This is a genomic window from Nitrospira sp. Nam80, from assembly GCF_965152575.1.
In genome coordinates this window covers 1982182-1994620 of the sequence record NZ_OZ224216.1, presented here as the reverse complement: position 1 = coordinate 1994620, position 12439 = coordinate 1982182, and the positions used below count along the sequence as shown (strand labels likewise).

12 protein-coding genes are annotated in these 12439 nt (G+C 59.0%); all 12 read right to left on the bottom strand.

All coding sequences use genetic code 11. The annotated features are described in order from the left end of the window. Positions 1-12: 12 nt before the first annotated feature. The gene (locus tag ACWGXE_RS09465; RefSeq protein WP_447603181.1) at positions 13-255 is read right to left on the bottom strand and encodes a hypothetical protein; all 243 of its coding nucleotides are present in this window, start codon (positions 253-255) and stop codon (positions 13-15) included. A 379-nt stretch (positions 256-634) separates the two neighbouring features. Then, on the bottom strand, positions 635-1534 hold the full coding sequence (locus ACWGXE_RS09460; protein WP_447603179.1) for a response regulator: 900 nt from the start codon (positions 1532-1534) through the stop codon (positions 635-637). After that, the gene (locus ACWGXE_RS09455) at positions 1531-3048 is read right to left on the bottom strand and encodes a SpoIIE family protein phosphatase (RefSeq protein WP_447603177.1); all 1518 of its coding nucleotides are present in this window, start codon (positions 3046-3048) and stop codon (positions 1531-1533) included. Before ACWGXE_RS09455 ends, ACWGXE_RS09460 begins: the two co-directional genes overlap by 4 nt. A gap of 93 nt (positions 3049-3141) precedes the next feature. Further along, a complete protein-coding gene (locus ACWGXE_RS09450; protein ID WP_447603175.1) occupies positions 3142-3492 on the bottom strand; it encodes an STAS domain-containing protein in 351 nt (116 codons plus the stop codon). A 37-nt stretch (positions 3493-3529) separates the two neighbouring features. Continuing rightward, the gene (locus ACWGXE_RS09445; RefSeq protein ID WP_447603173.1) at positions 3530-3871 is read right to left on the bottom strand and encodes an STAS domain-containing protein; all 342 of its coding nucleotides are present in this window, start codon (positions 3869-3871) and stop codon (positions 3530-3532) included. 88 nt (positions 3872-3959) lie between these two features. Then, positions 3960-4787, bottom strand: a complete 828-nt coding sequence (locus ACWGXE_RS09440; RefSeq protein WP_447603171.1) for a flagellar motor protein MotB — start codon at positions 4785-4787, stop codon at positions 3960-3962. Positions 4788-4809: 22 nt separating this feature from the next. Then, complete coding sequence (locus ACWGXE_RS09435; RefSeq protein ID WP_447603169.1) at positions 4810-5580, bottom strand: flagellar motor protein; 771 nt, start codon at positions 5578-5580, stop codon at positions 4810-4812. 383 nt (positions 5581-5963) lie between these two features. Continuing rightward, positions 5964-6485, bottom strand: a complete 522-nt coding sequence (locus tag ACWGXE_RS09430) for a chemotaxis protein CheW (protein WP_447603919.1) — start codon at positions 6483-6485, stop codon at positions 5964-5966. A 25-nt stretch (positions 6486-6510) separates the two neighbouring features. Continuing rightward, a complete protein-coding gene (locus ACWGXE_RS09425; RefSeq protein WP_447603167.1) occupies positions 6511-8196 on the bottom strand; it encodes a methyl-accepting chemotaxis protein in 1686 nt (561 codons plus the stop codon). Between the two features lie 51 nt (positions 8197-8247). Then, positions 8248-9339 carry a protein-glutamate methylesterase/protein-glutamine glutaminase gene (locus tag ACWGXE_RS09420; protein WP_447603165.1) on the bottom strand — a complete coding sequence of 364 codons (1092 nt, stop codon included), beginning with the start codon at positions 9337-9339 and terminating at the stop codon, positions 8248-8250. Between the two features lie 92 nt (positions 9340-9431). Further along, the gene (locus tag ACWGXE_RS09415; protein WP_447603163.1) at positions 9432-10415 is read right to left on the bottom strand and encodes a chemotaxis protein; all 984 of its coding nucleotides are present in this window, start codon (positions 10413-10415) and stop codon (positions 9432-9434) included. A gap of 49 nt (positions 10416-10464) precedes the next feature. Then, complete coding sequence (locus ACWGXE_RS09410) at positions 10465-12438, bottom strand: chemotaxis protein CheA (RefSeq protein WP_447603162.1); 1974 nt, start codon at positions 12436-12438, stop codon at positions 10465-10467. Between the last annotated feature and the right edge of the window lies 1 nt (position 12439).

Genomic DNA, 12439 nt, shown 5'->3' with positions numbered 1-12439 from the left:
CAGAGGCTTGATTCACTCTTTTACCTTTTCGATCAGCCTCCAGCCTTTTTTCTGCACGCATCGTTCGGTCGCTTCGAGCGTGAGAATCTTAATCCCCTGCTGGAGCTTCGGGTCGCGCAGGATTTCTGCCTCACAGCGGTTGTAGTCCTGCGCGAATTCATCCTTCGGCTTGTTCGGATGCACCCATTCCGAGGTGCTGCACGCGGCCAGCATGAACATTCCTATGGCTGCTGCGGTCGAACGCCATGCAATCATGTGTGGCTCCTATGACGGCGCGATAATAAAAAGTTAGGAGAAATTCGGAGGAAGATAAACCGGCGGGCGCGCGATCGTCAAGGATAAGAATGAACCCTAAACCGAAGTCATTGGTCCGGCGGAACTGGCGCTTCCGTGCCTCCGTAGCGACCCTTCCGGGGTTTGCCCGGCGGAATCCTTCCGGAATTCCCGTGCCTGTGGTCCGTGGACCACAGTAGCGTGGTCAGTTCCGGCCTTCCTGCCGCACAAACCCTCGGTGGGCACCCCGCTCCTCTCGGCAATGATCGCGCTTGTCCCGCCGGACCTCTCCCCAATATTTTCGATTTAGGGTTATGAATGAGGAATTGGAAATGTGGATCAAATACGGGAAAAGAGGAATTTACGGCAGGGGCACGGAAAAGCTCACTTCGTTGCCGGCGTCGTTGTAGGCGAGATCGGGAAAGAACGCGCGCGCGAGGAGCAGGCCCCGGCCGTTGGCATCAATCGAGGTGCAGGACTCGTCGCTTCGATTCAGCAACGTGCGCCAGGGAAACCCCTTTCCTTCATCGGCCACCGAATAGCGCAGCACTCCCGCGCGCTTGTCGTACGAGGCGCAGGCGGTGACCTTGCGCCCCGCCAAACGCGCGTCCCTTCTCCGCATCTCGACCAGATGCTCATAATAATTCCTGGCCAACGCTTCTTTTTTCTCGCGATAAAAAATTTCCAGGCTGCCATGCTCGACCGCATTCAGCATCAGCTCGATCAAGGTCGCCCGGACATGGAGCCGTTGGGTCTCGGGCAACATCATGGCCGTCCCTTGGATCAGCCAGGACACGCTCTTTTCCACCGAAGCGGGGTCCGTGCCGATGATCAGCCGGTATTCGAGCCGCTCAATGCCGGGGATGTCTTCCGCCGTTCCCGCCGCCGCCATGAGGGCGCGATCCAGCGATTCGCTCAGTTCCTCTCCGATCATCGGCTTGTTGAGGTAGTCGACCGCGCCCGCGCGCAAGGCTTCCAATACCGCCGCGTCATTTCCCTCTTCGGCCATCAGGATGATTGCACAGAGGGGGTACCGGGAGCGGATGTGGCGGATCAACGGCACGCCGGATTGCGTCGCTGCAAACATATCGGTCAACACCACATCCGGCACGGTCAGATCCAAGGTGGTCCTGGCCACATCGGGGTCGGGCGCCGTGATGACCGACAGCCCTTTTTCTCTGGCCCGTTCGAGCGCGAGGGCGCGCGTATCACGGCAGTGATCGACGATCAGTAATGTTTTTGCCGGCGGTTTGACGGTCATTCTCTTTTGAGCGCCTGGTCCAACGCCTCCATCAAACTCGCCAGCCGTTCTTCCACCAGATGGACTGCGCTTGCCGCATCGGCCATGGCTCCCTGGCGGGCCAATTCTTCAAGCCGCTTGGTCGTCTCGTGGAGACCGGTCGCATGAAACTGCATGGCCGACCCTTTCAACCGATGCGCCCGTTTCATCAGCTCTTGGCTGTTTCCTTGCGCCAACGCCTCTTGAATGCCCGCCATGTCCATTTTCGCCTGGGACATAAACAGGCCCGCCAGCGCGGCAAACAATTCGCGGTCCCCGTCGATCTGGTGCAGGGCCGCGGATAGATTGAAGGCGGAATCAGTCTGCATGATCGTCTCCTTCCGAGATGACGAGGCGTTTTCAATTTCGAGCGCCAGAAAGGCTACATCATCGGAAAAGTGATCGGAGTCGTGCCAATCGCGGGCGACCTCGATCGTCCGGCTCACACAATCCGATACATTCCGTCGTCGGTTGGCGACGAGCTGCTGTTCCAATCGCGACCGCCCCCACAGCTCCCCATTCGGAGACGGCGCTTCATAGATGCCGTCGCTGCATAAGACCAATCGATCGGACGGACGCAGAGCAATCTCCTGACTCGTAAATTGGGCGTCCGAATCAAAGCCAAGCGGGAGACTTTGGTTGATCAGCCATCGGCAGCCGTCTTCCCGTTGCACCAGCGCGCCGCTGTGTCCCGCCGTCGCAAAAGACAATGACCACGTGTCGAGGTCCAACCGGCCGACCCACAGAGTGAAATAGTCACCGTCGTCTGACAATGGGAACTGCCGGTTGGCCTGCGTGACGATCGCGCCGGGATCGAACGATTGGCTGAACTTCGCCAGATTGTCCTCGCGCAGAAAACTCGACAGGCCGACGGCCCGCAATGCGGCGGCCACGCCATGGCCCGAGGCATCGAGTATCGACAGCCCGAGCACCCGCTTCCCCCACAGGGAGACTTGAAACAAATCGCCTCCCAGCGCCAAGGACGGATGATAGGCCCACGCCATAGTGATGCCCGGAAACGACGCTTTTGGGGATGGTAACAGGGACGAGACGAACGCGGCAGCCGAAAGCAACTCCTCTTCCAGTTCCTGTTGTTTGGCCGACAACTGCCGGTTCGACCGGTTCAAGTCGTCGCGCGTATGTTCGAGTTCCCGCACCAAGGCGCTCGCGCGGAGGTTTGCCTGAACGCGGGCCATGATTTCCTGCCTGCTGGCGGCTTTGCTCAGAAAGTCGTCCGCGCCCCGCGTCAGACCTTCGGCGATTTGATCCGGCTCATCATGAGCGGTCATCAACACGATCTGGCAGGACTTCAGCATGGGATCGGCACGGATTGCTTCACAGACCGACGGGCCGTCCAATCCCGGCATGATCCAATCCAGAATGACCAGATTGGGCCGGTGCGCGCGCGCGGCGCTCAACCCGGCCTCCCCGTTCTCGGCCTCGATGACGGCATAACCGAACTTTTGCAAACGGGCCGCCATCCGGGCGCGCGTCACGGCGTCGTCATCCACCAAAAGAATCGATGGATGAAGAACGGGCGAATCAGCTGGTGCGAAGGGGCATTCAAACGCCGGCATGCGGATATCTGATCAACAGGCCATCGGGATATTGAGGCTCGTCACCGCCTCTTGTTCCGATTCATACAGGGGAATCATTTTTTGAATGCTGGCGAGGCTCATGATCTCCCGCACGTAAGCTTGAGGCCGAAGGAGACTCAGTTTCGATCGGTTGTGCCGGAACGATTGGCAGAACAAGGCCAGCATCCCCAACGCCGAGCTGTCCAAAAACCGGACCTGCTCCATATTGAGGATCAGATGCCGGCATCCCGCCAGTCTCGCCCCGTCCACCGCCGCCTTAAATTCACCGCGATTGGCGTACGTCAAATCTCCGGTCAAATCCAGAATCGTGGCCGTCGGCAGAACGCGGGTCTTGATATCCATAGCTGCTCCTTATGGCCCTTCCGTGTGATGCTTGCGATCAGGCGCTTTTCCTGAGCTCGCCGAGATCGCCGCCGTCCGACAGTGGAATGATTTCGTGCAGACCTGCGAGTTCGATGACTTGTTTGACATTGGTCCGAGGCCTGGCCAAGACCAACCGCCGTCGCTCATTGGACAAGAGCCGATAGGTCACCATCAGAAGACCCAACGCCGCGCTGTCGAGAATGAGCACCTCCGACAGATCCAGGACGATTTGGCGCGCCCCCTGCTGGCAGGTTTTTCGAATCGCTTCTTGAAAGACTCCACGCTGCGTATACGTAAACTGGCCTTCCAGGCGAAGCACCGTCGTGGTTTGATCGATCTTCAACTCGGTAATGGTCATGGCGTCTCTTTCTGGTTTTCGCTTCTTGCTTTTGATATCGGCTGGTTCAGTTCGATTCTTGAGCGGATTCGAAGTATTCCCTCCGCGATCACAATCGGCCCGGTGCGGGAGCCGCCGATGGATGATCATCCGGCGACGGAGTGGCCGCGACAGTCTCGTTCGGAATAGGAGGCATGTCTTCGTCCCCCGTCTCATGCGAGTGTTTTTCGAGGACGACGATTTCCACGCGCCGGTTCTTCGCCCGTCCCTCCGGCGTCAGGTTCTCCGAGATCGGCCGGGAATCACCGAACCCGGTCGCGGACAGGTATTTGGCCGGCAGCCCATGCAATTCCGTGAAGATTCGCACGACCATGACCGCGCGGGCGGCGGAGAGTTCCCAATTGGAGGGAAACTGTGCCGTGCGGATCGGGACATTGTCGGTATGGCCCAATACCCGGACATGGCGGTCCAGTTCGATCAGCACATCGGCCAATGCCTTCAAAAAAGCGATGGCGTCGGGCCGCATCGCCGCGGCTCCGCTCTGGAACAGGATCCAATCCGGGAGCGAGATGGTGATACTCCCGTTCCCGTTATCGATGACCCGCACATCGTGCAACTCGATCTTGAAGTTCTGCTGGATGATTTTGAGAATTTCTCGAATCTTGCGGATGGCCGGTTCGTTGACCGTGGAAAGATCAGGCTTGATCACCTGCGGCTTGGCGTCGCCGACATTGAACGGCAGTTTACTGGCCGGTGAGCTGGCCACCGGATTCAGCGCCGCTTTGATGGATTCGCTGACCGTCCGATACTTTCCCTCGTTGACGGAGGAAACCGAATACATCACGACAAAAAAGGCAAAGAGGAGCGTGATGAAATCGGCATACGACACCAGCCAGCGCTCATGATTTTCATGCTCTTCGTGCTTCTTCTTGGCCATAATGAAAACCGTCGTTTCGCTCCTACTTTTTCTCCGGTTTCGTCCGTTCGTTCGGCGGCAGAAATGATTCAAGTTTTTCTTGAAGAAGCCGTGGATTCTCACCGTGCGCCAGGCCGACCAGTCCCATGATCAGCATGTTGCGCGAGCCGGCCTCTTCCTTCAATTTCAACTTGATCTTATTGGCGAGCGGCAGAAAGAACAGATTGGCCGCGCCCACTCCATACACGGTGGCTACGAATGCGACCGCAATTCCGCCGCCGAGCTTCGACGGGTCGGCCAGATTCTCCATCACGTGAATCAGCCCCATAACGGCTCCGAGGATTCCAACCGTCGGCGCGTACCCTCCGGCCGCTTCCCAGACCTTGGCCGCGACGACGCCCTCCTCTTCATGGTGTTCGACCTCAATTTCCAATATCTCATGAACTACTTTAGGATCAGTGCCGTCCACAATGAGCTGGATGCCCTTCCGGAAAAATGGATCGGGGATATCCTTCAACTTCGATTCGAGCGCGAGCAAGCCCTGTTTTCGAGACACATTGGCCAGGTCCAAGATCGACGCAATCATGGCCTTCGTGTCATGACGCGGACTCGTTAGGGCCAAGGACACGGCGCCCAACGCGCGGATCACGACCGGCAATGGATTCTGGACACAGACCGCGCCGAACGTCCCGCCAATCACAATGATGAACGCGGTGAGCTGCATAATAGAGCCGGCATGGCCGCCCTCCAAGGCCTGCCCTCCCAAGATCGAGCCGATGGCGATGACGACGCCGAGAATCGTTGCGATATCCACGGTGCCCCTTATGCTCCCGATGTTTCAGACATAACACTCATGTGGTAATGGATTTTCGGCCCGCCGCGCTTGCGGACCGGAGAAGGAGTCTGATACGGTGGCGCTCATCGACTGGAGGTGTCACGTGGGCGCTGCGGATCACTTGATGCTCGACGCGAAGCAAGCCATCCTCAATGAACAGCATCGTCGATTCCAGATGCTCCAGCAAGAAGGGCGCGTGGCCGAAGCGATGCAGCAATTCCAGGTCACGATGAGTTGCGCTACCGACTTGTTGAATGAATCCGTTCAGCTTCTGCAGCGGGTCATTGAAAAGCGCCGCCCCGACGATCCTTCCGCCGCGTCCCCCCCCGCCGGCCTGAACATTCCAGCCTCATTGGCTTGTTCTACGCCGTTTCGCTTTTCACCAAGAGCCGGTTCAAATCCAGGACGATCAACAGCCGATCGTCGATGCGGCCGACCCCTTGCGTGAACTCAGCGCCGGCCGAGCTCCCGATGTTCGGCGGCGGTTCGATTGCGCTTTTCGGCACGCGCAGGACCTCCACCACCGAATCGACGATGAACCCCACCAGCTTGGCTTGAACGGATACCACCACGATTCTGCTCTGCAGCGTTTGCGTGCTCGTCGTGAGCCCGAACCGCCGGCGAAGATCCAGTACGGGGATAATGCGCCCGCGCAAGTTGATGACCCCTTCGACGAAGCGTGGCGTTTTGGGTACTCTCGTCACTTCGACCAGGCGGTTGATTTCCTGAACGCTGAGGACATCGACCGCAAATTCCTCCTGACCGATCCGGCAGATGACGAACTGGCAGAGGTCGTCAGCCGACGTTCCACCGCCCGTCTCGATCATCTGTGGACCGGCCGTGAGCTGCGTGTGCTGTGTGGTCTGCGGTGTCGCTGCACTCATCATGTCACCTTCCCATCCAGCGGCGTCAGATCTTGAACTCGCCGACGATGTTCTGGAGCTCCACCGCGAGCTGGCTCAAGTCTTGACTGGCCTTCGCCGATTCGTGCGCCCCGGACGCCGAGTCCTTCGTCACCTTGGCCACGTTTTCGATGTCGCTGGCGATTTGTTGAGTCGCAACCGATTGCTCTTCCGACGCGACCGCAATCTGCCGGATCATATCGGCGCTCTCCGAGACCATCTGCACGATCTGCGACAAGGCCTCCCCGGTCTTATTGACCAGTTCCACCCCCGCCGAGACCTTCTGCGTCCCCTGCTGCATAGAGTCCACGGCGCCGCGGGTATCCTGCTGGATCTGCCGAATCATATCGCCGATTTCCTTGGTCGCCTTCGTCGTGCGTTCGGCCAGTTTCCGCACTTCATCCGCGACGACCGCGAAGCCGCGGCCCTGCTCGCCCGCCCGCGCCGCCTCAATGGCCGCGTTCAACGCAAGCAAATTGGTCTGGTCCGCGATGTCTTCGATGGTCCGCACGATTTCACCGATCTGATCCGATGACTTGCCCAGCTCCGCGATGATGGTGGCCGAGTTGGACACCGCGGCCGAGAGTTGCTGCATGCCGGAGATCGTGTTGGATACGACCGCGCCCCCGTCCTTCGCCGTCTTCACGGTGTCTTGCGCGAGGCTCGCGGCCTTGCCGGAATTCTGTGCCACCTGCCCGACGGTCGCGTTCATCTCCTCCACGGCCGCCGCGGTCTGCGACGCCCGCGAGGTCAGCGTCTCGGTACCCTTGGAAATCTCTTCGGCGGTGGCCGACAGCTCCACAGATGCCGAGGCCACTTTGTCCGTCACGTGTGCGACTTTCTTGATCATCTTCTGCAGCTTCTCGATGAACTCGTTGAAGTAGCCGCCCAAATGCGCGATCTCATCGTTTCCGCTGACGGGTACCCGCTTCGTCAAGTCGCCTTCGCCCTTCGCGATGTCCATGGAAATGCTGCTCATCTGCACCAGCGGCTTGAGCACCATGCTGCGGAGCATGAAATAGGTGACGACCACGATGATCGCGATGATGCCGAACATCAGTCCGCCACTCTGCAGCATGGATTTATTCGAGAGGGTGGTGGCTTCCGCCATCGGCAGCGAGACGGTCAGCATGCCCAAAACGTCGCCGACCTGAGAGCCGGTGTGGCAGCCGATGCAAGCGCCGGACACGGCCTTATCCACGACGGCGCGCCGGAAGGTTTGCACCCCGTTTACGTCGTCTCGGCGGGCATAGCTCTCGGCGCCGCTCATGATCGCCCGCATTGCCTCGTTCTCGAACGTGTCTTTCGGTTGATTCATCGGATTGATGGGATTCTGGCTGATCAAGCGCGCATTGTAGAGGCCGGTTTTATTGGCTTCCTCTCCCATCTCGCGCACGGCGGTCGCCGGAACGGGAATCGCGTCCGGGGTGTTCGTATGATCCTTCAGGACTTGAATATCCGCTCCCGCTTTGGACTTCTTGATCTTGCCCACATAATTTTGAGCGAGATATGCGCGCCCGATCAGGATCTGTTGCGACAGGACTTTCGCCCGATTCGTGAGCATCACGTCCATCTTGTCCTCTTCCTGCTGGTAGATCACCAGCAGGCCGATCAGCATCATCACGACTGCCGTGGCGCAGATCGTCAAGGTGAATTTGGACCCAATCGACATATGCTTCATCATCGTCCCCATAACCCCTCCTCCTCGCTGCTCCTTAGTAAACCGTTCAACGCTACGATATGGTCACACCATATTCATGATTTCGCCCACCACATGGGAGAGCGGAACCACCTTGTCTGCACACCCCGCATCGACCACCGCCTTGGGCATTCCATACACCACGCAGGACGCTTCATCCTGCGCGATAATCCGTCCCTTCGCCGCTTTCATCGCCTTAATCCCTTCCAATCCGTCATGCCCCATCCCCGTTAAAATGACGCCGATCCCTCGCTCCCCGTACACCGCCGCCACCGATTGCATCATGACGTCCGCGGACGGCGCATGAATGTGGTGTTCTTCGTTCGGGCACAGGTTCACCCCGATGCTGATCGAGGTCTTGCGTTTCACCCGAAGTTGCACACCGCCCGGCGCCACCAGCACGACTCCGGCTTTCACTTCATCACCGTCGCTCGCCTCACGGACGTCCAATTGGCACAGGGCATTCATGCGTTCCGCGAACGGCTTGGTGAAGCATTTGGGCATATGCTGCACAATAACGATGCCGGCCGGAAAATCGGCCGGCAACATCGGGAGGATCTGCATCAAGGCCTGGGGGCCGCCGGTCGAACAGCCGATCGCCACCATCTTTTGTCCTCGCGTCACGCTTACCGAATGGGAACTCAGCGCGCGACACCGGTTTTCCATGGCATGAGCGCCCGCCCGCCACCCGCTTATCCGCAGCTCCGCCTGCTTCACCGCCAGAACCTTCGCGATCAAATCGGTCTGAATTTCTGAAATCTTTGTCGCCACGCCGTCGAGTTGTTTGGGGACATAGTCCACCGCGCCCAGTTCCAGCGCCGTGAGGGTTTCCGCCGCTCCTTCGCTTGTCAGCGAACTGACCATAATCACCGGGGTCGGCCGTTCAGCCATGATGCGCCTCAGCGCCTCGATGCCGTTCATCCCGGGCATCTCCACATCCATCGTAATCACGTCGGGATGCAATTCCGACATTTGATGCAGCGCTTCTTCGCCGTTCCTCGCGACGCCCGTCACCTGAATGCGCGGGTCGGATTCCAACATAGCGGACAGTCTCTTGCGCATGAACGCCGAATCATCGACGATGAGCACCCGCACGGGCCTTTCCGTCAGTGAACCTGCTCCGATATTGGTCTTCATACGCGTGCTCTTCCGACTCTTCGCAAGCTTGAGCCGAACCCATCACTCCACCAGCATCATGACCGACGCATCAGCGCCGCCCGGCATCCATCTTAGGCGGCTTGACGCGTTGCCGCTCCCTCCGCGCCGATGTGGAAGGACAGTTTCTCTCCCAATATTTTTGCATCGAACTTGGTGATGTAATCCGACGCGCCCACGGCCCGCCCCTTTTCCATGTTACACGTGCCGGTGAGGGAGGAATGCAGGATCACGGGAAGATGCGAAAGCCGCGGATCGGAACGAATGCTCTTGGTCAGAGTAAAGCCGTCCATATCCGGCATTTCAATGTCGCTGAGAACGATCTGGATTTGATCGACTGCCGACTTGCCTTCGGCCGCCGCATGACCGGCTAAGGCCTGCAATTGATCCCACGCTTCCTTACCGGTCGTCGTTTGAATGAACGCAATGCCCAGACGTTCCAGTGCCTTGCGGATCTGCGTGCGCGCGACCGATGAATCGTCGGCAAACAAGACGCATTTTGACCGCAAGGCCGGCGTGCTGACGACGCCGGCAAAGACCTCGTCGTCAGGCCGCGGGCAGATGTCATTGAGCACTTTTTCGACATCGAGAATGAGCACCATCCGGCCGTCATCCAACATTGTCACTGCCGTCACCGCCCCCTTGTTGTTCTCGCGAATGATGGCGGGCGGCGTCTTGATGGCCGACCAGGAAAACCGAATGATGCGATCAACGCCCGAGACAAGAAAGCCCTGCAAGCTGGAGTTGTACTCGGAGATGATGAGATACGGCTGCGCACGCATGGTCTGGTGGGCTTCCGTCTGGCCATCCTGACCCAGGCCGAGGCTTTGGCGCAGTCCGACGACCGGGACCATGGTGCCGCGGATATTGGCCATGCCGACGATGCGGCTGTCGGCTTCCGGAATCTGCGTCAGGGCGGGCAGCTTCATGACTTCTCGAACCTTAAAGACATTGATGCCGTAGATTTCGTTCGTGCCGAGCTTGAAGAGCAGCAGTTCCATTTGATTCGCGCCGGCGAGTCTTGTCCGCGCATCGATTTCCTTGATCAAATTCGACATAACGCGCCTCCCATTCCTCGCGAAGCAAGAATCGCAGATCTCGTGGACCTTAGAATTCGGAACTCAGAACGATCTCTCTTACCGCCGCGGCTGCGATTGCCGCTCCGTGCCAGGCTTTCGCGTTCTGCACGAGTTCGGAGATGTCCAGGATCAGCACAACTTTCCCTTCCCCGGTAATTGTGGCGCCTGATACGCCCTTCACATTCTCCAGATAATCCCAGATCGACTTGATGACGACTTCTTCCTGTGAACGCAGTTCGTCCACCACAACGCCGACTCGGCGATCGCCCAGCGCGGCCACGACCACATAGAATCGGCTGCGATTCGGATCGGCGGGAATGTCGAACTCCTGCGCCAAACGGATCAGCGGCAGGACGCGATCCCGGAGATGCAACACCTCTCGCCCATTGATCGTCTTGATGTCGGATTTGGTGATGCGGACCGCTTCAATCACCGAACTCAGCGGGATGGCGAAAATGGACCGCTCGACTTCCACCATCAGCGCCTGAATGATGGCGATGGTGAGCGGCAGCTTGATGATGATCTGGCTGCCTTTGTCCGTCTCCGATTCGACCTCCACGCTGCCGTTGATCTTCCTGATATTGGTGCGCACCACGTCCATGCCGACGCCGCGCCCCGACACATCGGTGACGTTTTCAGTCGTGCTGAAGCCCGGGAGGAAGATCAGATTGACGATCTCGCGGGATTCCATCGTGGCTAGCTCCGCTTCGCTGATGAGGCCCTTGGCTAGCGCCTTCGCCTTGACCTTTTCCACGGGAATTCCGCGGCCGTCGTCCTGTATCCGAATGACAATGCTGTTGCCTTCCTGACTAGCGAGAATTCTCAACATGCCTTCGCCCGGCTTGCCCTTTTGCTGCCGTTCCGCCGGCTGCTCGATGCCGTGATCAATGGCGTTGCGGACCAAATGCACGAGCGGATCGCCGATCTCGTCGGCTACCGACTTGTCCAACTCGGTCTCTTCCCCGTGTAATTCCAACCGCACCTGCTTGCCGAGCTTCTGGGACAGATCGCGGACCATGCGCGGCAGCTTGGCAAACACTTTCTTGATGGGGAGCATGCGGGTCTTCATGACGGCGAGCTGCAGATCCGTGGTGACGAGATTCAATTGCGCCAGCGTCTCGCCCAGCACGCGCACCTGCGGGTCCGTTTCGTGCGACTGTTCGAGCTGCGTCCCGATCTTGATCAAGCGGTTGCGCCCGAGCACCAACTCCCCGACCAAATTCATGACGCTGTCCAGCCGTTTCGTTTCGACGCGGATCGTGGCATCTTCCTCGGCCGGCTTCCCCTGCTTTTCCTGTTTTTGCAACGCGTGGTCCAACGCCCGTTCGGTGATCGCCTTCGCTTGCAGGAGGATTTCTCCCAATGGCGTCTTCGGATCGGGTTGATGCTGCTGTTGGCTCAGTGCGTCGAAGACTTGTTCTTTGGACGCCAATCCTTCATGGACGAGGATTTCGCCCAGGCGGGAGACCTCAGGCTGGGCGGCCGAAGAAGATTGGCTGACACCATTCCCGGCCGACTCCGGAACGGCTGGGGCGGCGCCGGATGAAGCCGGTTTTCGACTGTGATCGGACAACGGGGCGACGGCGGCCGGCGCAGCCGCCGGCTGACCGTAGGTTCCGGCCAAGATTTGATCCATTTTGGCCGCAATGCCGTCCGTCGGCACATGGCCGTCCGTGCCGGATTCCCGGATGACGGCCATGAGCAGCTTGATCGTATCGACCGCTTCGAGAATGACGGTGATCACAGCCGGGGCCACGGCCATCTCGCCCTGCCGCAGCTTGTTCAGGATGTTCTCGGCCCGATGAGCCACATCGACGAGATGCGTGAAGCCGAGGAAGCCGGCCGATCCTTTCATGCTGTGCATGGCACGGAAGATCTCGTTCAAGAGATCCTTGTTGGTGGGATCGGATTCCAGGGTGACGAAGCGCTGGTCCAACACTTCGATCATCTCGCCGGATTCGGTCAAGAAGTCGTTGAGTATTTCCTGCATCTCATCGCTCATG

Excerpts from the sequence above, each read along its gene's own strand:
- ACWGXE_RS09465 (WP_447603181.1), bottom strand. The coding sequence starts at position 255 with ATGATTGCATGGCGTTCGACCGCAGCAGCCATAGGAATGTTCATGCTG.
- ACWGXE_RS09460 (WP_447603179.1), bottom strand. The coding sequence starts at position 1,534 with ATGACCGTCAAACCGCCGGCAAAAACATTACTGATCGTCGATCACTGC.
- ACWGXE_RS09450 (WP_447603175.1), bottom strand. The coding sequence starts at position 3,492 with ATGGATATCAAGACCCGCGTTCTGCCGACGGCCACGATTCTGGATTTG.
- ACWGXE_RS09445 (WP_447603173.1), bottom strand. The coding sequence starts at position 3,871 with ATGACCATTACCGAGTTGAAGATCGATCAAACCACGACGGTGCTTCGC.
- ACWGXE_RS09440 (WP_447603171.1), bottom strand. The coding sequence starts at position 4,787 with ATGGCCAAGAAGAAGCACGAAGAGCATGAAAATCATGAGCGCTGGCTG.
- ACWGXE_RS09430 (WP_447603919.1), bottom strand. The coding sequence starts at position 6,485 with ATGAGTGCAGCGACACCGCAGACCACACAGCACACGCAGCTCACGGCC.
- ACWGXE_RS09425 (WP_447603167.1), bottom strand. The coding sequence starts at position 8,196 with ATGGGGACGATGATGAAGCATATGTCGATTGGGTCCAAATTCACCTTG.
- ACWGXE_RS09420 (WP_447603165.1), bottom strand. The coding sequence starts at position 9,339 with ATGAAGACCAATATCGGAGCAGGTTCACTGACGGAAAGGCCCGTGCGG.
- ACWGXE_RS09415 (WP_447603163.1), bottom strand. The coding sequence starts at position 10,415 with ATGTCGAATTTGATCAAGGAAATCGATGCGCGGACAAGACTCGCCGGC.
- ACWGXE_RS09410 (WP_447603162.1), bottom strand. The coding sequence starts at position 12,438 with ATGAGCGATGAGATGCAGGAAATACTCAACGACTTCTTGACCGAATCC.